At 72.9% G+C, this 25389-nt stretch carries 19 protein-coding genes; 5 read left to right on the top strand and 14 right to left on the bottom strand.

The window, feature by feature from the left end; genetic code table 11:
• Positions 1 to 71: 71 nt before the first annotated feature.
• Entirely contained in the window at positions 72 to 569 is a 498-nt protein-coding gene (locus tag ACIQ6Y_RS16600) for a hypothetical protein (RefSeq protein ID WP_404038651.1), read from the top strand.
• A gap of 69 nt (positions 570 to 638) precedes the next feature.
• On the opposite strand, the gene ACIQ6Y_RS16595 is transcribed toward ACIQ6Y_RS16600, so the two are convergent.
• Both ACIQ6Y_RS16595 and ACIQ6Y_RS16590 read right to left on the bottom strand, forming a co-directional pair.
• On the bottom strand, positions 639 to 2570 hold the full coding sequence (locus ACIQ6Y_RS16595; protein WP_404038648.1) for an N-acetylmuramoyl-L-alanine amidase: 1932 nt from the start codon (positions 2568 to 2570) through the stop codon (positions 639 to 641).
• Between the two features lie 266 nt (positions 2571 to 2836).
• On the bottom strand, positions 2837 to 4015 hold the full coding sequence (locus ACIQ6Y_RS16590) for an aminoglycoside phosphotransferase family protein (RefSeq protein ID WP_404038645.1): 1179 nt from the start codon (positions 4013 to 4015) through the stop codon (positions 2837 to 2839).
• Between the two features lie 245 nt (positions 4016 to 4260).
• On the opposite strand from ACIQ6Y_RS16590, the gene ACIQ6Y_RS16585 reads away from it, so the two are divergent.
• Entirely contained in the window at positions 4261 to 5754 is a 1494-nt protein-coding gene (locus tag ACIQ6Y_RS16585; RefSeq protein ID WP_404038642.1) for a hypothetical protein, read from the top strand.
• 33 nt (positions 5755 to 5787) lie between these two features.
• On the opposite strand, the gene ACIQ6Y_RS16580 is transcribed toward ACIQ6Y_RS16585, so the two are convergent.
• Complete coding sequence (locus tag ACIQ6Y_RS16580) at positions 5788 to 7194, bottom strand: PP2C family protein-serine/threonine phosphatase (RefSeq protein ID WP_404038639.1); 1407 nt, start codon at positions 7192 to 7194, stop codon at positions 5788 to 5790.
• Between the two features lie 405 nt (positions 7195 to 7599).
• Here ACIQ6Y_RS16580 and ACIQ6Y_RS16575 point away from each other — a divergent pair, with 405 nt between their 5' ends.
• Positions 7600 to 8013 (top strand): SsgA family sporulation/cell division regulator, encoded by a 414-nt coding sequence (locus ACIQ6Y_RS16575; RefSeq protein ID WP_404040069.1) that lies wholly within the window; start codon positions 7600 to 7602, stop codon positions 8011 to 8013.
• A gap of 21 nt (positions 8014 to 8034) precedes the next feature.
• On the opposite strand, the gene ACIQ6Y_RS16570 is transcribed toward ACIQ6Y_RS16575, so the two are convergent.
• The 3 genes from ACIQ6Y_RS16570 to ACIQ6Y_RS16560 form a co-directional block, all read right to left on the bottom strand.
• A complete protein-coding gene (locus ACIQ6Y_RS16570) occupies positions 8035 to 9048 on the bottom strand; it encodes a Gfo/Idh/MocA family protein (protein WP_404038637.1) in 1014 nt (337 codons plus the stop codon).
• 100 nt (positions 9049 to 9148) lie between these two features.
• A complete protein-coding gene (locus tag ACIQ6Y_RS16565) occupies positions 9149 to 10243 on the bottom strand; it encodes a chemotaxis protein (protein ID WP_404038634.1) in 1095 nt (364 codons plus the stop codon).
• 68 nt (positions 10244 to 10311) lie between these two features.
• The gene (locus ACIQ6Y_RS16560) at positions 10312 to 11952 is read right to left on the bottom strand and encodes an alpha/beta hydrolase (protein WP_404038632.1); all 1641 of its coding nucleotides are present in this window, start codon (positions 11950 to 11952) and stop codon (positions 10312 to 10314) included.
• A 299-nt stretch (positions 11953 to 12251) separates the two neighbouring features.
• On the opposite strand from ACIQ6Y_RS16560, the gene ACIQ6Y_RS16555 reads away from it, so the two are divergent.
• Together ACIQ6Y_RS16555 and ACIQ6Y_RS16550 are read left to right on the top strand one after the other, a co-directional pair.
• Positions 12252 to 12959: a chaplin family protein gene (locus tag ACIQ6Y_RS16555; RefSeq protein WP_404038629.1), complete on the top strand. Its 708-nt coding sequence runs from the start codon at positions 12252 to 12254 to the stop codon at positions 12957 to 12959.
• Positions 12960 to 13303: 344 nt separating this feature from the next.
• On the top strand, positions 13304 to 15085 hold the full coding sequence (locus ACIQ6Y_RS16550; RefSeq protein ID WP_404038626.1) for a glycoside hydrolase family 15 protein: 1782 nt from the start codon (positions 13304 to 13306) through the stop codon (positions 15083 to 15085).
• Here ACIQ6Y_RS16550 and ACIQ6Y_RS16545 read toward each other — a convergent pair.
• The 8 genes from ACIQ6Y_RS16545 to ACIQ6Y_RS16510 form a co-directional block, all read right to left on the bottom strand.
• Positions 15057 to 15821: a class I SAM-dependent methyltransferase gene (locus ACIQ6Y_RS16545; protein ID WP_404038623.1), complete on the bottom strand. Its 765-nt coding sequence runs from the start codon at positions 15819 to 15821 to the stop codon at positions 15057 to 15059. The genes ACIQ6Y_RS16550 and ACIQ6Y_RS16545 overlap by 29 nt on opposite strands.
• Positions 15822 to 15833: 12 nt before the next feature.
• A complete protein-coding gene (locus ACIQ6Y_RS16540) occupies positions 15834 to 20162 on the bottom strand; it encodes an aminotransferase class I/II-fold pyridoxal phosphate-dependent enzyme (RefSeq protein WP_404040066.1) in 4329 nt (1442 codons plus the stop codon).
• A gap of 187 nt (positions 20163 to 20349) precedes the next feature.
• Positions 20350 to 21450 (bottom strand): UDP-glucose 4-epimerase GalE, encoded by a 1101-nt coding sequence (galE, locus tag ACIQ6Y_RS16535; protein WP_404040063.1) that lies wholly within the window; start codon positions 21448 to 21450, stop codon positions 20350 to 20352.
• Positions 21451 to 21455: 5 nt separating this feature from the next.
• Positions 21456 to 21710: a hypothetical protein gene (locus ACIQ6Y_RS16530; protein ID WP_404038621.1), complete on the bottom strand. Its 255-nt coding sequence runs from the start codon at positions 21708 to 21710 to the stop codon at positions 21456 to 21458.
• 157 nt (positions 21711 to 21867) lie between these two features.
• Entirely contained in the window at positions 21868 to 22254 is a 387-nt protein-coding gene (locus tag ACIQ6Y_RS16525) for a hypothetical protein (RefSeq protein WP_404038618.1), read from the bottom strand.
• Positions 22255 to 22258: 4 nt separating this feature from the next.
• Positions 22259 to 23704, bottom strand: a complete 1446-nt coding sequence (locus tag ACIQ6Y_RS16520) for a hypothetical protein (protein ID WP_404038615.1) — start codon at positions 23702 to 23704, stop codon at positions 22259 to 22261.
• A gap of 544 nt (positions 23705 to 24248) precedes the next feature.
• On the bottom strand, positions 24249 to 24602 hold the full coding sequence (locus ACIQ6Y_RS16515; RefSeq protein WP_404038612.1) for a hypothetical protein: 354 nt from the start codon (positions 24600 to 24602) through the stop codon (positions 24249 to 24251).
• Between the two features lie 4 nt (positions 24603 to 24606).
• Positions 24607 to 25335, bottom strand: a complete 729-nt coding sequence (locus tag ACIQ6Y_RS16510; protein WP_404038609.1) for a VWA domain-containing protein — start codon at positions 25333 to 25335, stop codon at positions 24607 to 24609.
• Positions 25336 to 25389 lie beyond the last annotated feature (54 nt).

Here is a 25389-nt window from a genome sequence, read left to right as displayed (position 1 = left end):
CAGCCCGCACCCGGCCGACAACCTGAGCCCCCCGGACGCTCGACCGCCCTCGCCGCCGTAACATTGGCGGCATGTCGTTCCTCCGCCGCCGCAGCGCCACCCCCGCCGGCCCCGATTTCGACGTACTGGCCATGGACCCGGGCGACTGGCCCGGAAACCTGGGCGCCGGGCTGCTGCCCGCCCCCGACGGCACCTGCCAGGGCGTGTTCCTGCGCTACGACCTGTTCGGCGGCCGCGGCCCCGCGATGATCATCGGCAACCTCCCCGAGGGCTCACCCGCCCGCGAGGTCGCCGAGGACCAGATCCCCTTCGAGGTGGCCCAGCTCCTGCTCGCGCTGGAGAACGACGAGGAGGTCACGGTCGTCGGCATGGAGGACGTACCGGTGATGCAGGGCGACAACCTGCTGATCGTGCGCCGCCTCAAGCTCTCCGAGAGCCGCATCTCCTGCGTGCAGTTCGACCGCAGCGACAACGTCCTGGTGACCATCGCCGCCTGGGACCGCCCCATCACCGACGACCTGTACGCGCTGCTGAAGCCGCTCCCCGCCGAGCTGTTCCAGCAGGGCTGACCCCCGAGAACCGCAGAGCCCGCGAGGGGCCAGGCCGGGTCACCCGTCGGGTGGCCCGGCCCGTCCCTGTCAGGAACCCGACGCGGCGACGGTCACATCGGCGGCCCGCACGAACGCCACCCGGTGTCCGAACTGGATCTCGTAGTAGAGGTCCTTGCCGGTCACCACCCGGTGGCTCCCGGTGTCGAAGGTGACCGCGTAGTAGTACTCGCCCGGCACCTTGCCGCCCACCACGTACTTCTGCTTCTCCAGCAGCTTGTACGGCAGCGGGGACACCGCCTGCGCCGGAACCCCGGCCGGGTACGCGCTCGCCTCGGGGTACGCCCGGCCGTAGACCGGCACGCTCGCCAGGCCGGTCTTCGGCGTCACCACCAGGCCCTTGGCGTGCACGGCCGTCGGCTGCTGCTTCGGGTTCTTGAACCAGGCCTTCTGGCCCAGGTACCAGATCGCCGTCCAGTCGCCGTCGCGGTCCGCCACCGCGAACTGCTGGCCCGTGGACACCCGCGACCCGATGTCGTTGACGCCGATCGTGGACGGCTGGCCGCCCGGCCGCAGCCCGATGTCCTTGATCAGCGGATACGACTCACCCGGCCCGGCGTACAGCCGCACCGCGCTCGACCCGTGCACCGGGCACGTCTCGCCGCTGCTCACGCACCCCGTGTACGCGGGACGGTTCGTCGCGTAGTCGGGCCGGATCGTCACCAGGCCGCCGTTCGGGCCAGCGCTCGGCTCGATCGGGCGGCCCAGCAGCTGGAAGTAGTGCGCCCAGTCCCAGTACGGGCCCGGGTCGGTGTGCATGCCCCGGACCGTCGCCGTGGTCGGACCCGGCACCGTGTCGTGGCCGAGGATGTGCTGCCGGTCCAGCGGGATGTCGTACTGCTTCGCCAGGTGGCGCACCAGCCGGGCCGAGGAGCGGTACATCGCCTCCGTGTACCAGGAGTCCGGGTACGCCAGGAAGCCCTCGTGCTCCAGGCCGACCGACTTGGCGTTGACGTACCAGTTGCCCGCGTGCCAGGCCACGTCCTTCGCCTTGACGTGCTGGGCGATATGGCCGTCCGTGGAGCGCAGCGAGTAGTTCCACGACACGTACGTCGGGTCCTGCACCAGGTCCAGGACGCCCTCCCAGCCGCCCTCGGTGTCATGGACGACGATGTACTCGATCCGCTGGGACGCCGGGCGGTCGCCCAGGTCGTGGTTGCCGTAGTCGTTGTCGCCGAACTCCTCGTACGGCGCCGGGATCCACTCGCACGACACGGTCGGCGGGCACTCGGTCCCGGCCGCCGGGCGCGGAGCCCGCTCCTCGGCGGGGGCCAGCTCCGGCTGGGCCGCCAGGGCGATCCGCTGACCGTCGTCGGTGAAACGTTCCTCGCCGGTCCGCAGCACGTCGTAGACGTCATTGGCGTACGACACCCCCGTCGAGGTGTCTCCCGAGCCCGCCTCCGCGAACCGGGCCACCGCCTCGTACCAGTCGGCCGGGTCCTCGCTCAGCGGCCGGCCCAGCTCCCGCTGCGCGGCGGCGAGCAGGGCGGCGCCGCCCGCCACGTTGGCGGCCGGGTCGGTGCGCAGCGTCTCGGGGGACAGCCCGGTGAGGTCGGCCGCGCGGGGCAGGGTGCGCAGCCGGGCCGGGAGTTCGCCGGGCGCGGGCAGGTCCGCCTCGGGCAGCAGGGGCTCGCGGGCCTCGTCGCCGCGGGCGTCCTCGGTGCCCTCGCTGTGGTGGGGGGCCTCGGCCAGCGCCGTACGGGCGTCGGTGAGGTGCATCGGGCCGTAGCCGCCGGTCACGCTGGGCGCGCCGCCGTGGCTGTCCCAGCGGGACTGGAGATAGGACACGCCGAGCAGCACGCTCTGCGGTACGTGGTACTCGGCGGCCGCGGTGGCGAACGCCTGTTGCAGTCCGCCGTCCGCGGCGGAGGACTCGGGAACCGCGGCCAGCAGCGGCAGCAGCAGCGCGGCCGATGCGACGGCGCGGGCGGATCTTCGGGGATCGGTGACGGGTCGTCGCAAAGCAGCCTCCTGTGACGGTCGGGCGGGATGAGCCGTGCGGGGCCGGGCGTGTCAGTGGTACCGGCTGTCCGACGATCCGTCAATCATGCCCACAGGAGGGTGATTTCCCATGTCAGCGCGGGTGGTACGGAGTTTCGTGGCGGCGGGTGGCGGGCCTGGGGGGCGTCAGTGGAGTACACCAATGGGCTCTGCGTACCGGCCCCGCACACAGCGAGGTCCGTGGTGCGCCGCCCCGTCGTCGGGCGCACCACGGACCGCTGTCCCCGTCAGCGAGTGCCGACCGCCGCTCGGACGGCCCTGCGGGCCATCTGGCAGTCGTCGTGCAGCCGCCTGAGCAGCAGCCGCTGTTCCTCGCCGGACGGCGCAGCACCCGGGTGGGCCGTGCCCGGTGCCGCCGGGGTCGGTTCGTGCATCGAACGCTGCACGGCCGTCTCGTAGGTCCGGATCTCCCGGGTGAGCACCAGCATCAGGTTCACCAGGAAGGCGTCGCGCGAGGCGGGGCCCGCCGACTGCGCGATCTGGCTGATCTGCCGCCGCGCGCCGGGCGCGTCACCGAGCACCGACCACAGCGTCGCGAGGTCGTAGCCCGGCAGGTACCAGCCCGCGTGCTCCCAGTCCACCAGCACCGGACCGGCCGGCGACAGCAGGACGTTGTTCAGCAGCGCGTCGCCGTGGCAGAACTGGCCCATGCCGTGGCGGCCGGCGCCCGCCGCGATGCCGTGCAGCAGCTTCTGCAGGTCGCCCAGGTCCCGGTCGGTCAGCAGGCCCAGTTCGTGATAGCGGGAGATACGGGCCGCGTAGTCCAGCGGGGCGTCGAAGGTGCCCGCGGGCGGCCGCCAGGCATTGAGCCGGCAGACCGCGCCCAGCGCCGCCCGGATGTCGGCGCGCGGCGGGGCCTCGACGGGGTGACGCAGCAGGGCCGCCGGCCGGCCGGGCATGCGCTCGATGACGAGGGTGCAGTTGTCCGGGTCCGCCGCGATCAGCCGGGGCGCCCGCACTGGCGGGCGGTGCCGGACGAACGAGCGGTATGCCGCTATCTCGTGCCGGATCCGCTCGGCCCACGCGGGGGACTGGTCCAGTAAACACTTGGCTACGGCGGTGCTGCGCCCGGTCGTGCCGACCAGGAGCACGGAGCGGCCGCTGCGGCGCAGCACCTGCACCGGGGCGAACTCCGGGCAGATCCGGTGCACCGTGGCGATCGCCGCCCGGAGCTGGGCGCCCTGAGGGCCGGACAAGTCGAGTCTCCCGCTGAGCGGTGGGTTGCCGGGGCCCGCTCCGCGGCGGGGCCGGCCCGCGCCGAGCACGGGGGCGGCCGATCGCGCCGGGGCGAGGTAGGGGCCGCTGCCCTGCGGGGGGACTTCCCCCACTCGGGCGGAGCCGGGCGCCGGGGGGCGCGGGCGCAGCGACCGGGGCGGGGCGGACACGGAGGACGATGCTGCGTACATGGGCGATACAGATCCCTTCGTGAGCCCGACGACGATGCGCCGCCCGGCCCGGCCGCACAGGGGTGCACCCTGGGGAGTGCACCGGCTCTGGCGAACCGGCGACCGGGTCGGGGTGGCGCGTTCCTACCTGACACCCGGTGTCCCGTGGCACACCATCTGGCGCACCCTGGCGAACCCTGGCGAATAGTCGCCCGGCAACTTTTCAGGGGCTACGGTCAACTCAGCCGAGAACCTGGGGGCTTGACGTGAGCGGACAACCCAACACCCGCCTTGCGGACCTGTTCGGCCTGGCCGGCTGGTCCAAGGGAGAGCTCGCGAGGCTGGTCAACCGGCAGGCGGCGGCCATGGGCCACCCGCAGCTGGCGACCGACACCTCGCGTGTGCGGCGGTGGATCGACACGGGAGAGATCCCGCGCGACCCCGTGCCGCGGGTGCTGGCGGCGCTGTTCACCGAGCGTCTCGGCCGTGTCGTGACCATCGAGGATCTCGGTCTGGTCCGGCACGGGCGCGCGGGGAAACGGCCGAGCGGCGGGAGTGCGGAACATCCCGACGGTGTGCCGTGGGCGCCCGAGCGGACCGCCGCGGTCCTCACCGAATTCACGGGAATGGACCTCATGCTCAACCGACGCGGCTTGGTGGGTGCGGGTGTCGCGCTCACCGCGGGATCCGCACTCAGCAGCGCCATGCACGACTGGCTGCACACCGATCCGGCCCTCGCCGCCGACGCCCCCGTCCTCGACAATCCCCTGCACGCCGACCCCGCTGGGTTCGACCGCTACGAGGCCGCCCCCATCGGGTCGCAGGAGATCGAGGAACTGGAGCGCTCGGTGGAGGTGTTCCGGGCCTGGGACGCCGCCCGCGGTGGCGGCCTCCAGCGCAAGGCGGTCGTGGGCCAGCTCAACGAAGTGGGCGGCATGCTCGCCTACCGCCACCCACCCCATCTCCAGCGGCGCCTGTGGGGCGTCGCCGCCAACCTGGCCGTCCTCGCGGGCTGGATGTCGCACGACGTCGGCCTGGAACCCACGGCCCAGAAGTACTTCATCATCGCCGCCCATGCCGCACGTGAGGGCGGTGACCGGCCCCGGGCCGGCGAGGCGCTCTCCCGGGCGGCCCGCCAGATGGTCCATCTGGGCCGGCCCGGTGAGGCGCTCGACCTGATGAAGCTCGCCCAGTCCGGCTCCGGCGACCGGCTGCTGCCGCGCACCAAGGCCATGTTCCACACCATCGAGGCCTGGGCGCAGGCGTCGATGGGCAAGGGGCAGGCGATGCGCCGCACCCTCGGCCAGGCGGAGGACCTCTTCGTCTCCGAGAAGAACGAGGTGGAGACCCCGGACTGGATGCAGACCTTCAAGGACGAGGATCTGTACGGCATGCAGGCGCTCGCCTACCGCACGCTGGCCGAGTTCGACGCGGGCGCGGCCACGCACGCCCAGCACTTCGCGGAGAAGGCACTCGCCCTGCGGATCGACGGACGCGAGCGGTCGAAGATCTTCGACCATCTGTCCATGGCGTCCGCCTGCTTCATCGCGGACGACCCGGAACAGGCGGACCGCTACGCCCGCCTGGCGCTGATGTCGATGGGCTCCAACTCCTCCCGCCGCACCTGGGACCGGCTGCGCCAGATGTACCGGCTGACCGCCGAGTACGCCGAGTACCCGAAGATCAGCGACCTGCGGGAGGAGATCCGGCTGGCCCTGCCGAAGGCGAGGAGCAAGGGGGGCGGCACCGCACCGGCGTAGCCCCCTCGGGGCGCACGACCCGTCCGTCTCCGGTTACGCGACGACCTTGGCGACGAGCACGCAGGCCTCACTCTGGCGCGCTCCACCGCCGCACTCCTCCACGACCACCCGCAGGCAGTCCTGTGCGGTGTCCGCCGCGCCCAGGCGCGGGGCGAGGCCGAGGAGGCGCCGCACCACGGCCGCCTCGTCGTCGCCGGGCACCAGCCCGGGGGTGTGCAGCAGCAGGACGTCGCCGGCCTCGAGGGTCTCCTCGGCCTCGCCGTAGGAGGCTGTCGTGGTCGCGCCGAGCAGGACGCCGTCCGGGGCGTCCAGCTCGCGCCCCGTCCCGCCGCGGAACAGCAGAGGGGCGGGATGCCCGGCCCGCGCCCACAGCAGGGCGCGGTCGGCGGGCCGGTAGCGGCAGCACAGGGCGCTGCCGAGGGCGGGCTGGACGGTGGCGTCCAGGAGTTGGTTCAGCCAGGTCATCAGCGGGCCGGGCCGGGTGCCGGCCATCGCCATGCCGCGCAGCGCGCCGAGCAGCATCGCCATGCCCGAGGTGGCGGCGACGCCGTGGCCCGCGAGGTCGCCGACGCTCAGCAGGGTCTCGCCGTCGGACAGTTCCAGCGCGTCGTACCAACTGCCGCCGATCGCCGCGTGGGAGGGCGTCGGCAGCCGGTGGGCGGCGAGGTCCAGGGCGGGCGGGCCCTGGTGCGGGAGCCGCAGGGAGCCGCGCCACGGGGGGAGCACGGCTTCCTGCAGCTCGACCGCCAACCGGTGCTCGGTCTGCGCGTGATGCCGCTGACGACGGAGCGAGTCACGGGTCTCGCTCACGGTCTCCAGGCTGCGGCGCAGCGCGCTGACGTCGCGCAGCACGGCCCACATCGAGGCGGTGCTGCCGTCGCCGCCGAGCACCGGCTCGCCCATCATGTGGACGGTGCGCGTCTCGCCGTCCGGCCGTACGACGCGGAACTCGCCGTCGATGCGCTTGGCGTCGACGAGGCAGTCCGTGACCATCGCCGTCAGGCGGGGCCGGTCCTCGGCCGGTACCACGGACGGCAGTTCGTCGAGGGTGAGGGGCGCGGTGGCGGGGTCGCGGCCGAGGATCTCGTACAGCTCGACCGACCAACTCGCCTCGTCCGTCAGGAGGTTCCACTCCGCGCTGCCGACCCGGCTGAGCAGTGACTCGCTCGGGGGTGCGGGGCGTGGCGCGGGCAGTTCCTCGGGCTCGGGGCCGTCGCGCAGTTGGGCCAAGTGCTCGTCGAGGTCGTTGAGTTGGTGCAGGGCGAGGTCGTACAGCGCGCGCTGCCAGCGGTCCTGCGGGTCCGAGCCGTCGCCGGGCACATCGCGCCGTACCGCGTCCACGTCGCCCTTGAGCCGCCGCGTCTGTGTGATCAACGCGTCGACCGCGCCTCGTCCGGGCGGCTGGGCGGCTGGGCGGTCCGCGGAGAGATGGGGCGGCATGACGCACTCCGATGGGGGGACGGAACGACCAAGGCTGTCGGTGGGACCGCTACGACTGTCGCACAGCCCGCGACGCCCTGTAAGGGATTTGGCAACACACGATACGGTGGTGCTTCTGGCATATGCCACCGTCTTCACGGACCGGTCGCGGCACGCTTTCCGACTACCCGTCAGTGCGGGTAAGTCGTAGGAATCGTACGTGAGTTGAGGCAGTCCCGGCCGCCGTCCGCCCGGGTTCATTCTCCTGTTCGACGGGCGTGTGTTCTGCGCTCGCTCGAAGTGACGCAGGTCACATCAATTCTTTCGGGTCTCGGTGTAATGCGAACGCCCCTTTCGGGGTCGTACTCACATGCCGGAAGGACCGGCCGACCGCTCGACCGCAGGGGGACCCGTATGGACTCGCAGATCCAGATCACGCTCCAGCAGCCCGCCGCCGCCCGGCTGATCACCGCCGACGAACAGGAACTGCCGGTGCCCGCCACGCTCCGGTACGACTCGCGCGATCCCCTCGCCGTGCACATCGACTTCCCGGCCGAGGTCTCCCTGGAGGAGCGGAGCGTCACCTGGACGTTCGCCCGGGGCCTGCTCGCGGACGGACTCCAGGGCCCGGCGGGGACCGGGGACGTGCACATCTGGCCCTGCGGCCGGGCCCGCACGGTGCTGGAGTTCCACTCGCCCCACGGCCTCGCCCTGCTCCAGTTCGACACCGCCTGCCTGCACCGCTTCCTGCTGCGCACCTACGCCGTCGTCGGCGCGGGGCACGAGGACGTCAGCGAGGCCGTGGACCAGGGCCTGAGCGCGCTGTTCGACGGGGTCTGAGCGCAGCACTCGTGGACCTGATCACTCGTACAGGGCGGGGCGCGGAGCGAGGTCGACGGTGACCCGGGCGCCGCTCTCCTGCGCCCGGACCCCGGCCTCGGCGACCACGGAGGCCGCGTAGCCGTCCCAGGCTCCGGGGCCGGTGACCCTGCCCTGCCGGGTGGCGTCCACCCAGGCCTGCACCTCACGGTCGTAGGCGTCGGCGAACCGCACCAGGTAGTCCTGCGCGACCTCCTCGCGGGCGGCGCCGGCCGACGTGACGAGCATGCCGTGGCCCTCGCCGATCCGGGCGCTGCCCGCCTCGCACACGGCCTCGCAGCGCACCTGGTAGCCGAAGCCGCAGTTGACGAACACCTCCACGTCCACCAGGGCCCCGCCGTCCGTCTCGAACAGCACGAACTGCGGGTCGAGCAGGCCCTCGGGGGCCCGGTCGGAGGAGCGGGGGCGCAGGACGGTCACCGCCGTCAGCTCCTGGCCCAGCAGCCAGCGGGCCGCGTCGATCTCGTGCGCGACCGAACTGTCGATCAGCATCGCCGAGGTGAAGTCCGGCGGCGAGGACACATTGCGGTGCACGCAGTGCAGCATCAGCGGCCTGCCCAGCCGTCCCTCGTCCAGTACGGCCTTCAACTGCCGGTATTCGGCGTCGTAGCGCCGCATGAACCCGATCTGGGCCAGCCGGCGGCCCAGCCGTGCCTCGGCCTCGACCACCCGCAGCGCGCCGGCGGAGCCCGGCACCATCGGCTTCTCGCACAGCACCGGCAGCCCGCGCGCGAACGCCGCCAGCAGCGCCTCCTCGTGCGCGGGACCGGGCGAGGCGATCAGCACCGCCTGCACACCGGGCGCGTCGAGAGCCGCCTCCGCCTCGGTGTGCGTGCTCGCCCCGGCGATCCCGGCCAGGGCGTGTTCCGCGCGGTCGGCATCGGGGTCGGCCACGGCGACGACCTTGGCGCCGCTCACCACGTTCTCCAGGCGGCGTATGTGGTCGGCTCCCATGTGTCCGGTCCCCAGTACCGCCACACCCAGCAGGTCACTCACTCGCGCACTCCCTCGTCGCCGCCTGTCCCGCCGTAGCGTAGGCCGGGGCGGGACAGGGGCGTGGCGAGGGGTGCCGGGCGAGGGGATGCGGGGCGAGGAGTCAGTAGCGCAGGACTCCCGCGATGCCGCCCGTGTCGCCGAGGGTGCCGTCCGGGACGAAGCGGACCTCGGCGCCGGTCTCCAGGCACTGCTCGACGATCTCGTCCACGATGTCCTCGCGGGCGTCGAGGTCACCGCTCACGGCGGGCACCAGGTGGGAGCCGTCGTCGCGCACGGTGGCGCGGTAGTTCTCCTCGACGGCGAGCAGCCGGACGCGCGCCTCGCGGGCGTTCTGCCACACCTCGTCGAGCCCGGCCGCGAACTCCCTGCGCCCGCGCGCCGCTTCCAGCGCCCGGGCGACCTCGTCGGTGCCGCGCCGGGCCTCCTCCTCCACGACCGGCCGCAGGGCCTGCCAGACGGCCTCGGCGGAGGCGTGCGCGAGTCCGCCGCGCGGCACCCGGGGCACGCCCCTGGTGTGCAGGCCGACCTCGTCCAGCGCCGACAGCGCGGCCCGCTCGCCGGTGACGTACACCGGTCGCGGGGCGACCCGCAGGACCGCGCCCAGGGCCGTGTCGGCGTCGCGCAGGAAGCGACGGGTGTCCTCGTCACGGAAGGTGCTCGGACTGTCCCCGATGCGCTCGCGGCGCTCGGGGTCGAAGTTCTCCACGCGCCGGGTGAACGGGAAGCCACCGGAGCGCTCCTCGACGACCCGGTCCGCCCCGCCGTTCCACAGCGTGATCCGGTCGGCCGCGACGGACAGCGCCCAGAACGGCTGCTCGGCCGCCTGCGCGGAGACCAGGTTGCGGGTGAGGAACGTGTCCGAGAGCACGACCCGTTCGGGCACCTCCCGGGCGACCGACCACACCTGGTGCTCACCGGGAGCCGCGAAGATCACCAGACCGTCCTCGGCATGGGCGAGGTCGACCTCGGCGAGCGCCTTGTCGAGGTGGGCGACGACATCGGCCCGCCGCTCCCGGGTGACCGACGGATCGGACTCCAGCTGTCGTTTGGCCTCGGCCACCACATTGCGCAGCCGGACCGGGTCCTGGGCGTTCTCGGGTTCGCGGCGATGGGTCGGCGTCAGCACGGACACCGCGGGATAGGGGCGTGGACGCCGCAGTTCGCTGAGGGTCTCGGGACTGAGTGCGTGCTCCATGACATCACCGTAAGTCCGTTTCGTCCGTCGGGCATTCGGGGTGACCGACCCCCCGGTACGGCCGTCGCTCAGCGGTCCCGGTCGGGGCCGCAGGAGCTGCCGTCGGCCGGCAGGGAGCCGTACAGCAGGAAGTCGTCGACCTTGCGGTGCACGCAGGTGGAGGAGCCGTAGCCGGTGTGGCCCTCGCCGCGGTGGTCGAGCACCACCGCAGAGGACCCGAGGCGCTTGGCGGTCTCCACGGTCCAGCGGTACGGCGTCGCCGGGTCGCCGCGCGTGCCCACCAGCAGCATCTTCGGCGTGTGGACGTCCTTGACCTTCTCGCGGATGTAGTCGGTGCCCTTCGGGCGGCCGTGGCACATCAGCACCTGGGTGAGCCGGTAGACGCCGAAGACCGGTGAGGCACGCTCGTAGTCGGCGCGCAGCCGGGCCAGATCACGGGTGATCTGCCCGGCGGTCGGGCGGTCGGGATCGTCCGCGCAGTTGACCGCCATCAGCGCCGCCGGGAGGTTGTCCAGCGGGACGTCCTCCTCGTCCACGAGCGTGCCCCCGGTCTCCTCCCCGGCCTCTGTGTCCTTCTCACGTGTGTCCTTCTCACGCACCGGCAGGGCGATGCCGCCGCCGGCGAAGGCCTCGATCGCCCGGGTGTCGCCGTCCTCGACCAGCGAGGCGAGCGCCCGCTCCAGCGACGGCCACAGATCCTCGCTGTACAGCGCCTGCCCGATCGCGCCGACCAGGTCCTGGCCGCTGAACGGCCCGTTGTACGCCGTCGGCACCGGGTCCTCGTCGAGCGAGCGCACCAGGCGTACGACGTCCTCGCGGGCGCTGCGGGCGTCCTGCCCGAACGGACAGGCGATGTCCTTCACGCACCAGTCGATGAACGCGTCAAGGGCGACCTGCTGCCCCCGCGCGCCCACGATGCCCTGCTCGGTCAGCGGCTCGGTCAGCGTGTCCACGCCGTCCAGGACGAGCCGTCCCACCTTGTCCGGGAACTGCGCGGCGTACACCGCGGCGAGCCGTGTGCCGTAGGAGAAGCCCAGGTAGTTGAGCTTCTTGTCGCCGAGGGCGTCGCGGATGATGTCCAGGTCGCGCGAGACGTCCACCGTGCCCATGTGCTCCAGCACCGGGCCGGAGTGCGCGGCGCACTCCTTCGCCACCTTGCGCAACTTCCGCAGCACGGCCTGCGGATCGCTGAGCGCGTCGTCCGTGCCGTCCAGGTCCACGGCGGTCTCGTAGCCGGTGTCGCCACAGCTCACGGGGGAGGAGCGGCCGACTCCGCGTGGGTCGAAGGAGACCACGTCGTAGCCCTCGGCCAGGTCCATGAAGTCGTCGGCGCCCCAGGAGAGTTCGGCGACACCGGAGCCCCCGGGCCCACCGAAGTTCAGCACCACCGAGCCCCGCGACGACTTGCCCGTGGCGCGGTAGCGGGCGAGCGCCAGCTCCAGCTTGCCCGCGCCCGGGTGGGCGTAGTCGAGGGGGACGGTGACCTTGCCGCACTGCAGGCCCTCGGGGCGCTCGGTCTCCTCGGGGCTCTCGCACGCCTTCGCCGACCAGGAGATCTTCTGGTCGTAGAAGCGGGACAGGCCGGGTCCGTCGACGTCGCCGTCGTCAGCGGCGGCGGGCAGGCCCGCGCCGAGCAGTGCGAGTCCCGCGGTGCCGGTGAGTATGCATCGCCGGACCGCGGGCCAGTGCGGGGGCAGCTTGGTCGGCACGATCCCTCCAGTCCTCGGTCGGCACGACCCCTCCAGTCAGGGACGGGGAGACGAAGGCCCTCGGGCCACGATAAGCGGCCCCGTGGAGCGGCGCCCGTGGGCGGGCGGGAGGGCGACGGGCGGCGTACCCTGCGCCCGCTTTGATCGGAGATGATGATGATTTCGATCCTTTACCGCCTGTTCGACAAACCCGGCACTCGATGGGGTGAAAGGGCGTTTAGCCATAACTTCGATCGGTCGCGCGCGTTCTATCCGGTGCGGGCGAGTGCCCGTGTCCATGTCTGGAAGGCAGGGAACCTATGAGACGGGTGACCCGAAACGGTGTGATCGCCGTCGTCGCAGTCTCCGGCGCGCTGGCCGCGACGGGAGCCGCGCACGCCGAGTCCACGGCCGACGGGACCGCGGCCGGTTCGCCCGGCGTGATCTCAGGCAACAGCGTCCAGCTCCCGGTGAACGTCCCGGTGAACCTGTGCGGGAACACCGTGAACGTGGTGGGACTCCTCAACCCGGCCGCGGGCAACAGCTGCGTGAACGAGGCCGAGGAGAACAACCCGGCCGGTCCGCCGCCCGGCGCGACCGCGAGCGGCGAGACCGAGGGCTCGCCCGGGGTGATCTCCGGCAACGGCGTCCAGCTGCCGGTCGAGCTCCCGGTCAACGTCAGCGGCAACTCCGTGAACGTGGTCGGCATCGGCAACCCGGTCCTCGGCAACCACTCCGGCAACAACTCCGGCGAGCAGCCGGGGGAACCCACGGAGCCGCAGCACCCGCTGCCGCCGAAGAACCCCGTCGAGCCCGAGCAGCCGACGAAGCCCGGCCCGCGGAACCTCCCGCCCGCCGGCCGGCCCGACACCCCGCCGCCCCTCCACGAGGTGTCCGCCCCGCCCGCGCACGCCGCGCTCGCCCACACCGGCACCGACGCCATCCTGCCCGCCGCGGCCGGCAGCGCCGCACTCCTCCTCGGCGGCCTCGCCCTGCACCGCGGATTCCGCCGCCGGCCGACGGACTGACCGCCTGTCGGCCGACGGAGTGACCGCCGTCGGCTGGCGGACTGACCACCTGTCGGCCGGTGGACTGACCACCTGTCGGCCGGTGGACTGACCACCTGTCGGCCGGTGGACTGACCACCTGTCGGCCGACGGACTGACCGCCGCCGGCCGACGGACCGACCGCCCGCCGACCGTCCCGGACGGCCCCACCGGCCCCCGCCCGGTGGGGCCGTCCGGGACGTCGACCGGCCCCCGCACACCGACCGGGCCCCGCACACCGACCGGCCCCCGCACACCGGGCGCCCCCGCACCCGCCGTCGTAGGCTGGAAGTACGGCGAAGTGCAGGACGGCGTGACCTTCGATCATGAGCAGTCTCATCGAGGACTACGCCCTCCTCAGCGACCTGGAGACCGCCGCGATGCTCGGGCGGGACGGGTCGGTGGACTGGCTGTGCCTGCCGCGGTTCGACTCGCCCGCCTGCCTCGCCGCGCTCCTCGGCACCGCCGACAACGGCTTCTGGCGCATAGCCCCGCGCGGCACCTCGGGCCCCTGTACCCGCCGCGGCTACCGGCGCGACACCCTCGTCCTGGACACCGAGTGGGAGACCGACTCCGGCAGCGTCCGCGTCACGGACTTCATGCCGCCGCGCGCCCAGTTCCCCTGCCTCGTACGGATCGTCGAGGGCGTGACCGGCACGGTGACCGTGCGCAGCGAACTCCGGCTCCGCTTCCATCAGGGGCGGGTCGTGCCCTGGACCCGCAGCGACGCCGAGCGCTGTCAGGTCGCCGTCGCCGGACCCGACGCCGTGTGGCTGGGCACCGACGGGCCCGCCGCCGACCTCGGCGAGGACGGCACCACCGTCGCCGACTTCACCGTCGCCGCCGGCCGCCGCCTCGCCCTCACCCTCGCCTGGACGCCCTCGCACCGCACCGGCGCACCCGGTGCGCTGTGCGTGCCCGCCGACACCGCGCTGAAGGAGACCCGCGACTTCTGGCGGCACTGGGCCGCCCAGTGCCGCTACCAGGGACCGTGGCGGGACGCCGTGATGCGCTCGCTGATCACCCTCAAGGCCCTCACCTACGCCCCCACCGGCGGGATCGTCGCCGCGCCCACCACGTCCCTGCCCGAGCGCATCGGCGGCGAGCGCAACTGGGACCACCGCTTCTGCTGGCTGCGCGACTCCGCCTTCACCCTGTCCTGCCTGCTGCGCAGCGGCTACCGCGAGGAGGCCGGCGCCTGGCTCGGCTGGCTGGTGCGCGCCGTCGCCGGCGACCCTGCCCACCTCCAGACCGTCTACGGCGTCGGCGGCCAGCGCCTGCTGCCGGAGACCGAGGCGCCCTGGCTGTCCGGGTACGAGGGCTCGACACCCGTGCGGTTCGGCACCGCCGCCCCGGGCCGGGGCGCCCTCGGCGTCCAGGGCGAGATCGGCGAGATCATGGCCACGCTCTGTCTCTCCCTGCGCGCCGGGATCGAGGTGCCCCCGCATGTGTGGAGCCTGGTCAAGTCGCTGATGGGCCACCTCCAGGCGCACTGGCACGAACCCGACCAGGGCCTGTGGCAGACCCGCGGCCCGGCCCGCCAGTTCGTCCACTCCAAGGTCATGGCCTGGGTCGCCGCGGACCGGGCCCTCGCGCTCGGGGCGCTGCTCGGCGCCGAGGTGCCGGACGGCTGGCGGGTCATGCGGGACCAGGTGCGCGCGCAGGTGTGCCGCCAGGGTTGGCACGGCGGTCTGCGCTCCTTCGTGCAGGCTTACGGCAGCGAACGCCTCGACGCCTCCGCGCTGCTGCTGCCCGCGCTGGGCTTCCTGCCCGCCGGCGACCCCCGGATGCGGGACACCGTGCACGCCCTGGGGGCCCTGGAGCACGACGGCTTCCTGCGCCGCCACACCCCCGACGACGGTGAGGAGGGCACGTCGGTGGCCTGCTCGCTGTGGTACGCCGACGCCCTCGCCGCGCTCGGCGAGACCGGCCGCGCCCGCGACGCCTTCGAGCGGGTCCTCGCCATCCGCAACGACGTCGGTCTGCTCGCCGCGCAGTGGGACCCCGCCGCTGGGCGCCAGCTAGGCAACGCCCCACTGGCGTTCAGCCATGTGGCGCTGATCGGGACGGCGTTCGCCCTCAGGGACGCTCCGCCGCCGTTCCGGTGAGCAGCACCATCCCGGTGTCACCGTAGTCCGGCAGGGTCGGATCGGCGTCGATCCGGGTCACCGACAGCTCCCCGGTCAGCGGCGCGAACACCTCCGTCACCACGTCCGGGTCGACCGGACAGCCCGGCCAGCGCGAGGCGGGCCCGATGCGGTAGGTCGGCATGTTCTCCATGAACGCGGCCACCAGGTACCCGCCGGGCGCCACACACCGCACGAACAGCCCGCAGAACTCGGCGAACTCGGCGTAGTCCTCGGTCGCGCCCTCCGCCACGAAATGCATCGACGCCAGCCCGTACGCGCCCGGCTCCAGCTCCCGTACGTCGGTGTGGACCACGGTCACTCCCGCCAGTGCGGCCGCGAGGGTCGCCGGGACGTCCGGGTTCAGCTCCCGGCACAGCCGGTGGAACGGCTGCCAGCTCGCGTCCGGCGCGCACAGGATCTGCCGCTCCAGATAGGCGACGTTGCTCGCGCCCGTCTCCACCGCCTCGATCCGCCGGCACGCGCCCGACGCGAGGATCAGCGGATACAGGTTCGGGCCCGCGCCGAACTCCACCGAGCGGGCCACGCTCCCGCGCGGCAGACCGCGGAAGAAGGCCGAGTGATGGGCGATGACCGCGGCGTCCGAGGGGTGCAGCTCCCGGTAGTTCTCGGCGAGGTAGTCCGCCACCGGCCAGCGGTCCCAGTCGACGTCGTCGTTGTGGGTCGTACGGGGCCCGGGCGTCCCGTGTGTCGTCATGGCCCAGCCCTCTCAAGCCCTCGTCCGCAGCGGAAAGCGCTCCCTCAGCCGGGTCAGCGTGTCGTTGAGCCGCTCGATGTCGGCGTCCGAGTTCAGCGCGGTGATCTGGACGCGGAACCCCACCCGGTCCCGCGGCACCAGCGGATACGCGGCCAGCGTCACATAGATGCCCGCATCCCACAGGAACGCGCCGACCGCGTCGAGGTCCTCCGCGTCGGCCAGCGGCACCTCCAGGATCGGCAGCCGGTCGTGGTTGAGCGTGACCACCCCGAGCCGGTCCAAGTGGTCCAGTACTCGCGCCGTCTTGCGGTACAGGTCGGCCCGGATCACATCGCCGCGCCGCTCGTTGACGTCCAGCCCGGCCAGCGCCGTCGCCAGCGACGCCGTAGGGGAGGGACCCGAGTACAGATACGGCCCCGCCGCCGTCTTCAGCCGGTTCTTCAGCGCGGTCGGCAGCGCCAGGAACGCCAGCAGCGACGAGTACGCCTTGGAGAAGCCGCCGACCAGCACCATCCCCTCGTACGACTCCCCGGTGTGCCGCACCACGCTGTTGCCGCGCGAGCCGTACGGGCACAGCTCGCCGGGCCCGCGCTCGCCGATCACACCGAAGCCGTGCGCGTCGTCGACGTACAGCGTGGCCCCCCGGGAACGGCACACGTCGGCGAGCGCCGGCAGGTCGGGGATGTTGCCGCTCATGCTGTTGACGCCGTCCAGGCACACCAGCCGGGGCGTGCCCGAGGGCGCGGCCGACAGCAGCGCGTCCAGCTCGTCGATCCGCTCGGCGTGGAAGCGGCGCAGCGAGGCGCCCTGGGAACGGGCCGCGACACAGCCGTCGTAGATCGTCTTGTGTGCGGTCGCCTCCACGAACACGCTGCCCTGTTCGGCGAGGACCGGGATGACGGAGGAGTGGATCAGTGTGATCGTCGGCAGCAGCAGCGAGTCCGGGGCGCCGAGCAGTTCCGTCAGCCGCTCCTCGATCTGCGGGTACAGACTCGGGCTGCCCAGCAGGCGCGACCAGCTCGGATGGGTGCCCCAGCGGCGCACCGCCGGCTCGACCGCCGCGATGATCTCCGGCTCCCAGTCGAAGCCGAGGTAGTTGCAGGAGGCGTAGTCGATCAGCCACTGGTCGCCGCTGCGGATGTGCCGGCCGCGCACCTCGTCCAGGACCGCGTCGCTCATCGGGCTGGTGCGCCGCAGATGCTCCAGACCGGCCCAGCGGGCCGCCGGCCGCGAGGGGGCGCCCGCGTCGGCGGGGGCGCCGGGGACGGGCGCCGGGACGGACCCGGGTACGGCGAGGGTGGCGGGCGTGGCCGGGGCGGGCGGGGCGATCCGGGTGCCGTTGCCGTCGCGCAGCACCCGTTCGCTCTGCTCCACCGTCATCGGCCGCGCGAACAGGAAACCCTGCCCGAACCGGCAGCCCATGTTCGCCAGCAGATCCCGCTGCTCCGTGTCCTCGATCCCCTCGGCGATCACCTGAAGGCCCAGGGTGTCGGCGATCCGGACGATGCCCTCGACCAGGGCGACCTGCTGGGCGTCGCGGGTGAGGTCGTCGATGAACGTCTTGTCGATCTTCAGCACGTCGATGGGGAAGTCCCGCAGATAGCGCAGCGAGGAGAAGCCGGTGCCGAAGTCGTCGACCGCGATGTGCACCCCCAGCTCCTTCAGCGAGGCCAGCACCGACTGGATCTGCGCGTCCCGGCGCAGTAGCACGGTCTCGGTCAGCTCCAGCTGCAGCGAGCCCGGCGCGAGCCCCGGTGTGCGCAGGGCCTGCGCCACCTGGTCCAGGAAGCCGATGTCGCGGAACTGCCGTGCGGAGACGTTCACACTGACGTACGGCGGTACGGCCGGCCCGGGCAGCCGCTGCAGCCCGGCGATGTCGTGGACGGCGTTCTGCAGCACCCACGAGCCCAGCACCGCGATGTCCCCGGTCTCCTCGGCCAGGGTGATGAACTGCTCCGGGGCGACCGGCCGGTGCGCGGGGTAGGGCCAGCGCACCAGCGCCTCGAAGCCGACCACCTCGCCCGCGGTGATGTCCACCACCGGCTGGTAGCGCAGGGTGAACTCCCGCCCGGCCACGGCCTGGGCGAGCCTGCTCTGCAGGTCGTGCCGCTCGACCATGCGGGTGTGCAGCATCGGCTGGAAGCGCCGCCACTGCCGCTTGCCGGCCGCCTTCGCCGCGTACAGCGCGAGATCGGCATGGCCGAGCAGTTCCTCCGCGCCGGTGCTGTCGTCGGCCGTGGCCACGCCGATGCTGGCGGACACGGTCACCTTCTCGTCGGCCAGGTCGAAGGGCCGGCTGAGGGTCTGCACCACCTGCGCCGCCAGCAGTTCGGCGTCCAGGGGCCGGCGGGCGTCCTCCATCAGCACCGCGAACTCGTCGCCGCCCAGGCGCGCCGCGGTGTCCGTACGGCGCAGCGTGCGGGCGAGCCGGCCCGCCACGGCGACCAGCAGATGGTCGCCCGCGGAGTGCCCCATCGTGTCGTTGACCAGCTTGAAGTCGTCCAGGTCGATGAAGAGCAGACAGGTCAGCGTCGATTCGCGGCGCGACCGCAGCAGGGCGCGCTCGATGCGCTCCATCAGCAGCGTCCGGTTCGGCAGACCGGTCAGCGAGTCGTGGAAGGCGCGCTGGGTCAGCTCGTGCTCCAGGCGGCGCTGCTCGGTGACGTCCCGCAGCGTGATGACCAGGCCGCTCACGGTGCTCTCGGCGCGGAAGTCGCTGCACCGCACCTCCACCTCGACACGGGCCTCCCCGCGCCGCACCCACCAGTGGTCATGGGCGTGGCGCGGCCCGCTCTCCCGTACGGCCGTCAGTTGCCGGGCGGCGCGTCCCCGGTCGCGCGGGTCCAGCAGGTCGGGCAGGGCCCGGCCGATGAGGTCGGTGGTGCCGAACACGGACTGCGCCGACGGGCTGGCGTACCGGATCCGGTCGTCGTCCTCCAGGATCAGGATGACGTCGGAGGTGTTGCGCACCAGGGTGCGGAAATAGGCCTCGCTCTCCTGGCGGACCACCTCCTCGCGCAACTGGACCCGCTCCAGGGCCAGGCCGGCGTGCGAGGCGAGGATCTCCAAGGACCTGCGGGTCTCGTTGAGCTGCCGGGTCGGGCCAGCGACCAGCAGGACGCCGTGCGTCTGGTCGGCGGCCCGCTCGCGCGGTGTCAGCGGGCACACCAGCGCGGCCTCGAGACCGGCCAACTGGTCGGCGAGGTGCGGTCCGAGCCCGTCGGGCCGCAGCAGCCGCGGTGCCCGCAGGCCCAGCTCGGCGGCGCGCTGCGCGGACAGCAGCAGGGTGCGGTGGCGCACGTCCGGGCCCAGCAGCGTGTCCACCGCCCCCTCGCAGGAACGGGCCACCTCCTGGTGCCGTATCGCCGAGACCAGGGAGGCGGCCGCCCCGCGCAGGGCGTGCTCGCGGGCGACGGCCCTGCGGTGCGCCACCACCATCCCGGCGAGCCGCAGGATGACCAGCAGGAACAACACACCGGAGAACGCGGCGATGACGGACGCGTGCCGGGGCCGGTCGCCCAGCCCCTCGATCAGCAGCACGGCCGGTGCGATCAGCGTGGTCGCGGCGAGCAGCACCAGCCGGCGCGGCAGCGGCAGCAGCGACTCGCGGCGCGGCTCCGGAGCGGTCAGCTCGGCCATGGACGGGTGCAGCGCGGCCAGGCCCCAGGCGGTGTAGAAGACGATCCACCCGGCGTCCAGCGCCGTGCCGACCTGCCACATCGAGTTCAGCTGCAGGATGCCGTACGCGATGTCGAAGCCCAGGAGGGTGGCCGTGCCCAGGGCGAGCAGCTGCAGCGAGCGGTTGGACCCGGACTGCGGGCTGCGGATCAGCAACTGGGCCAGCAGCGCGAGCACCAGCACGTCCCCGAGGGGATAGGCGACGCTGATCGCCCGCTGCTCCCAGCTCATGCCCTCCACCTCCGACTGCGGCTGCACCAGGTACACCCACACCGGCAGGGCCAGGCCCGCGGTGACGATCAGCGCGTCCAGCAGGCTGGGCAGGTCGTGCCCGGACCAGCGGTAGCGCACCAGTCCGGCCAGGCCGATCGCGAAGAGGGGATAGGTGATCAGATAGCAGGCGTCCGCGGGGGAGGGGAACGGGTTGGAGGCGTCGAAGTACTGCTCCAGCACGTTGTAGTACGTGTCTCCGGTGACGAACATCAGCAGCCCGCCGGCCAGCACCCACCAGGGCCAGGCATGGGCGGGCCGGTGGACGCGGGTGCCGGTGAGCACCGCCGCCACGCCGGCCAGTCCGATCACGGCCCACAGCGGTGCCCGGGTGGCGGGCACGGTGAGGTAGACGGCCGTGACGGCGCAGACGAGCGTCAGATGTGCGGCCATGAGCCGCTGGGGCGGCACCAAGAGCGGTCGCCTCCTCCGAGGGGAGGGCGCCGGGCCGTCTGCGTGGTCCGGGCGGATCTCGATCGTAGGCATCGCCGCTCCGCGCCTGCATCTCGTACGCGATCAGGGCCCGCTGCGACAGGCCGGGGCCGCGCGCTCGCCGCCGTGCCACACGCACCGCATGACGTCACTCCTCCTTGCCGGGGCGCCGGGCCGAACCGGCGTAGCCGTGCGGGTTGAGCCGCTGGAAGTGCCAGCTGTCGCGGCACATCGCGGCCAGGTCCCGGGTGGGGCGCCAGCCCCAGGCCCGGGTCACCGCGCTCGCGTCCGCGACCAGCTCGGGCACGTCGCCGGGGCGGCGGCCGACGATCTCGAGCGGGATCGCCCGGCCGCACGCCGAGCGGAACGCGGTGACCACGTCCAGCACCGAGCTGCCGGTGCCGGTGGCGAGGTTGAACACCCGCATGCCGGACTCGTCGGCGAGATGGTCCAGGGCCACGCGGTGCGCTTCCGCCATGTCCATGACGTGCAGATAGTCGCGTACGGCGGTGCCGTCCGGGGTGGGGTAGTCGCCGCCGAACACGCGCAGCCGCTCGTGCCGGCCGACCGCGACCTGGGCGACGCAGGGCATGAGGTTGTGGGGCGTGCCGGCCGGGTCCTCGCCGAGCAGTCCGCTGGGATGGGCGCCGACCGGGTTGGAGTGGCGCAGGCACAGCACCACGAAGCCGGGCCAGTGGCGGCAGACGTCGCCGAGGATGCGCTCGCACAGCCATTTGGAGGACGCGTAGGGGTTGGTGGGGCGGGCGGGCGTCGACTCGTCGAGCGGGCCGCCGCCCGCGTCGCCGTAGACCGCGCACGAGGACGAGAAGACCAGGTGGCGGACGTGGTGCTCGTACATGGCGGACAGCAGGGACGTGGTGCCACCGACGTTGGTGTCGTAGTAGGGCACGGGCATCCGTGTCGACTCGCCCACGGCCTTGTGCGCGGCGAGGTGCACGACGGCGTCCACGGAGTGTCGGTCGAAGACGGCCGAGAGGGCGTGCCGATCACGGATGTCCAGTTCGTAGACCGCGCCGACGAAGCGGCCGGCGATCCGTTCCACCCGGGTGAGGACCTGGGGGGTGCTGTTGGAGTAGTCGTCGACGACGATCACCTCGTAGCCGTGGTCGAGCAGATCGACACAGGCGTGGCTGCCGACGAACCCGGCGCCGCCGGTGACGAGGACCGTCGACGGGGTGGACGGCGCGCTCGCCGTCCGGGGCCCGTCGTACGACGTCCTGGGGTCCACGGTGGTCACCGGCCCGGCGGGGCCACCTCGCGGGGCAGCCGTCCCCGGGCTGTCCGCGAGGTGGCCGCGGTGGACTCCGGGGGCGCGCCGGTCACGACGGACGCGAACGGCAGAGCGGGGATCGCGCGGTCGGGGCACAGCCGGCGCGTCGGCGGAGCGGGGAGGAAGCGGTGCGCGCACCCGATGCCCGCGGACACCCGGCGCCGGCCCGGCTCCCGGAGGGAAGGGGCTCGGCTGCCGCGTGGCTCGGTGCGCGTCATGGCGACGCTCCTGAGGGTGCGCTGTACGTAGACGGAGTATGTTTACGCCGTATATGTACGACTTTGCGCGCGTCGCGGGCGTACGTCAAGATGCGGAGCGGGCTCGTCCGGGCCCCGGTCTCCTCGCGAGAGTCCCGGGGCCCGTTGTACGGCAGGCTCAGAACAGCCCGGCCACGCTCTCCTGGATCGCGGCCACGTCCGCCGCGACCGCGGCGCTGCCGGCCACGGCCGGGGCGAGGGAGCCGAGCCAGCGCAGGAGGCGGGTGCGGCGGGGCTCCTCCAGGGCCAGCTCCTCCTCGACCAGCTCGGCGGTCTCGACGAGGTCGTCGCCGTCCTCGTAGGCCTCCCGGTGCTCGCGCAGGTGCTCCACCAGCAGCCGGGCGGCGCTGCGCAGCTCCTCGACGGCGGCCGCGCGGTCGGCCGGGGCGGCGGAGTTCACCGTGGCCGAGGAGCGGTTCACCGCGACCGCGCTGTCGCTCATGCTGAAGTCGCCGCCGACGGTGATGCCGCTGTTGCCCGGACCGGGGTTGTGGTGCTCCGACATGTCGTCACCTTCCTCTGGGTGCCGCGGGCGCGGGCGGGACCGGCGCCGGGGCGGACTGGGCCGCCCGGGCGCCCGAGCCACCGGACTGGCCGCGCTGGAAGACCCGGGCGATGCTGCCGCCGACGCCCACCGCGGAGCTGTTCAGCGTCACGTTGCCGCCCGCGTACAGGCCCGTGTTGTAGATGGTCGTCTGCCGCTGGACGAGTTCGCTCGAGTCGATGTCGTGGTCCTCCAGGAACTCCACCAGCGCGTCCAGCACCCGGTGTTCGACCGTCTTGGCGTACAACTCCCGGTCCAGCTGCTGGAAGTAGCGGTAGTAGTGCTGGTCGCTCGCGGCGTCACGGATGCTGAAGGACGCCCCGTAGTTGAAGGAACGGTGGCGGATCTCCCGCGCCTGCCGCCGCTGCTTGCGGAACTCGAAGAACGGCGAGAACACCCCCGCCGCGACCGAGAAGGGCGCCGAGAACATCAGCACGCCCGCGCGCACCCCGGCCCGACCCACCAGCGACCACCAATGGCGCAGGGTCGGCGTGCTCAGCAGCCGGTCGGCGATGCGGTACTGCTCCCGCACCGGCGCCAGCAGCGCGCTGCTGCCCTCGACGAACAGCATCCTGCGGTCGGACAGCAGGGCGAACCGCAGGAACAGCGTGCTCACCAGCTCGCCGCTCCAGCCGGTCACCCGGATCGCCAGATAGGGACGCGCCCGGCCCCTGCCGTCCTCGCGCAGATCGCGCATCAGCGGGTCGGTGACCTTCTCCCGCGGCGGCCCGGCGGTGTCGGGCAGCAGCTCACCGCGGGTGCGGTCGTCCACGCCGTACAGCAGGTCCTGCCCGTTGACCAGCAGCAGATCCTCGATGTTGACGCCGGGCAGCTTCAACTCGCCTATGCGCAGGCGCAGATGGTCGTTGAGGTCGTGGACCGTGAAGGGGCGCACCCGCTTGCCCTCCATGGGGCGTTCGGTGTTCAGCGGGAACGACCAGGTGCTCATCTCCTGGCCGTAGCCGATGAAGGGCGCGTACTGCGAGAAGACCACGACGTTGCCGCGGTCGCGCCGCTCGATCTCCTGGACGCGGCGCCGGTTCTCGGCGGACAGGGGCTGCGGGGCGCGGGTGTGGTCGAAGTTCTCCCGCTTCAACTGCCGGGCGACCACGCCGTAGTGCACCGCCAGCGAGTCCACGGCGACGATCACCCAGGCCACGAGGACCCCGAGGAGGAGGCTGAGCCCGGCGGTGGGTCCCGCCGCGACCAGGACGACCAGCAGCAGCACGCTGAGGATCACGTCCCGCCGCACCTGCCGGCGGCGGGCCGCCAGCGCGTGCTTGAGGACACAGCCGAGGTCCACGCCGGGCGAGGTGGCCACGGCCCGCCGCGGTTCCTCGATGATCTCCTCCACGGCCCGCCGGGCGAACGCGGTGTCCGTGTGGACGGCCGTGCACAGATACCGGGTCACGTCCCGCGCGAAACGCGGAGCGGGCGCCGGGGCGCCCGAACCGACCGGAGCGGGTGAAGGCGCCGGGCCCGGTGAGGGCGCCTGCGCGGGCGAGGGCGAAGCCGTCCGGGCCGGCGCGGCTGCGGGAGCCGGGACGGTGGGCGGCGGCGTCCACCGGGGCGGGGCCGGCTTCGCGGCGGCCGGGGGCGAACCCGTGCGCGAACCGGAGCCGGAGCCGGAGCCCGAGCCCGAACCAGGGGCCGTGCCTGAGCCGGAGCCCGAGCCCGAACCAGAGGCTGAGCCTGAGCCGGAGCCCGAGCCCGAAGCAGAGGCTGTGCCCGAGCCCGAAGCAGAGGCCGTGCCTGAGCCCGAGCCCCTGCCGGACGAGGCCGAACCCTGTCCCGAGCTCGCGCCCGGGTCGAAGACGCGCACGCTGCCGCAGCGCACGCACGCGGTGTAGTTGGGGTCGTTGTCGGCGCCGCAGCGTGGGCACCGGAGCGTCGGACGGGTCATGGGTGTCGTTCTCTGCTCGGCACGCCGGAACGTGCTGTGGGTTTCGGGCCCGTCACTGCCGGTCCGGTTCATGGTGCACCGGCGGCAGCTGGGGCGGGTCCGGGTACGAACGCGACGGCGACGTACCGGACTTGGGTGTGGTGGTGGCCGGGTCCGGCCGGTGCGCGGGGGGTGGCGGGTCGGTCCGGGAACGGTCGGGCGAAGGGCGGTGCGAGCGGGTCGGGGCCGGGTCGGCGGGCCGCTCGGACGGCGCCGCCGTGGCGGACCTCGGCCCGGGCCCGGGCGTCCCCTCCGGCTCCGTCCCGCCGTCCGGGGACACCAGGCGCAGCAGGGCCGCCACGGCGACCAGGGCGGTGGCGAGGAACAGAAGCCGGTTCTGCGAACGGACCGAGTGGCGGGCGGACATCGGCCTAGTCCATGTACTCCGCCGACACGGTCAGATACTCCGAGCTCACCGGCTGCTCGGTGAACCCGGGCGCGTGCCGCGGGATCTGCATCTCACCGGCCCGCGAGGAGGCGACCAGCGAGTTGAGCAGGCTCCCCAGCGCTTCGAGCAGCGCCCGGTCCTGGTCGACGCCCGCCTCGGCGAGGAACGCCGCCTTGGTGGCGACCTTGCCGAGCACATCGGGGTTGGCCGCCCCGAAGCCGTAGCTGATGACGTGCGGGTAGCGGTTCCAGGACCGGTCGACGAGCCGGCGGAAGGCGTCGTGCCAGTGTTCGTCGGTCGGGGCGCCGTCGGTGAGCAGGAACATCACCGGACGCAGCACGGCCATGCCCTGCGCGCGCAGGTCGTCCACGTCCGTCTCGATGCGGCTGCGCACCAGGTCGAAGGCCGCGGAATAGTTGGTGAGGCCGTTGCACACGACTTCCGGCATCACCTCGATCCGGTCGAGGTCGGTCATTTCGATGATCAGATGCGCTTCGGTGGAGAAAGCGATCAGAGACATGTGTGCGAATTCCGATACCCGGGGGCTCTCGGAAATCGTGGCGTGCAGTTGCGCGAGGGTCCGATTCAGCGTGCTCTCGTGCGGCTTCATCGACGTCGACGCGTCGATCACGAGATAGGTCGGCAGGCATTTCTGCTGCAGCCGATAGATATCTGCACCCGATCCGGGAACCGCGTCGTGAGGAAAGTCCATGAGCGTCCTTTTTCCGATCTGCTTGTCGATGCGCGCGTGCCGGTCGGGTCGGGC

Source organism: Streptomyces sp. NPDC096205, assembly GCF_044763135.1.
GTDB lineage: Bacteria > Actinomycetota > Actinomycetes > Streptomycetales > Streptomycetaceae > Streptomyces.
Note: the sequence above shows the minus strand (reverse complement) of the source record. Positions and strands in the feature narration are given on the sequence as shown.

Coding starts and splice junctions, on each gene's coding strand:
- ACIQ6Y_RS16540 (WP_404040066.1), bottom strand. CDS start 20,162: ATGGCCGCACATCTGACGCTCGTCTGCGCCGTCACGGCCGTCTACCTC.
- ACIQ6Y_RS16525 (WP_404038618.1), bottom strand. CDS start 22,254: ATGTCGGAGCACCACAACCCCGGTCCGGGCAACAGCGGCATCACCGTC.
- ACIQ6Y_RS16550 (WP_404038626.1), top strand. CDS start 13,304: ATGAGCAGTCTCATCGAGGACTACGCCCTCCTCAGCGACCTGGAGACC.
- ACIQ6Y_RS16600 (WP_404038651.1), top strand. CDS start 72: ATGTCGTTCCTCCGCCGCCGCAGCGCCACCCCCGCCGGCCCCGATTTC.
- ACIQ6Y_RS16590 (WP_404038645.1), bottom strand. CDS start 4,015: ATGTACGCAGCATCGTCCTCCGTGTCCGCCCCGCCCCGGTCGCTGCGC.
- ACIQ6Y_RS16530 (WP_404038621.1), bottom strand. CDS start 21,710: ATGACGCGCACCGAGCCACGCGGCAGCCGAGCCCCTTCCCTCCGGGAG.
- ACIQ6Y_RS16510 (WP_404038609.1), bottom strand. CDS start 25,335: ATGGACTTTCCTCACGACGCGGTTCCCGGATCGGGTGCAGATATCTAT.
- ACIQ6Y_RS16515 (WP_404038612.1), bottom strand. CDS start 24,602: ATGTCCGCCCGCCACTCGGTCCGTTCGCAGAACCGGCTTCTGTTCCTC.
- ACIQ6Y_RS16545 (WP_404038623.1), bottom strand. CDS start 15,821: ATGACGACACACGGGACGCCCGGGCCCCGTACGACCCACAACGACGAC.
- ACIQ6Y_RS16565 (WP_404038634.1), bottom strand. CDS start 10,243: ATGGAGCACGCACTCAGTCCCGAGACCCTCAGCGAACTGCGGCGTCCA.
- ACIQ6Y_RS16555 (WP_404038629.1), top strand. CDS start 12,252: ATGAGACGGGTGACCCGAAACGGTGTGATCGCCGTCGTCGCAGTCTCC.
- ACIQ6Y_RS16580 (WP_404038639.1), bottom strand. CDS start 7,194: ATGCCGCCCCATCTCTCCGCGGACCGCCCAGCCGCCCAGCCGCCCGGA.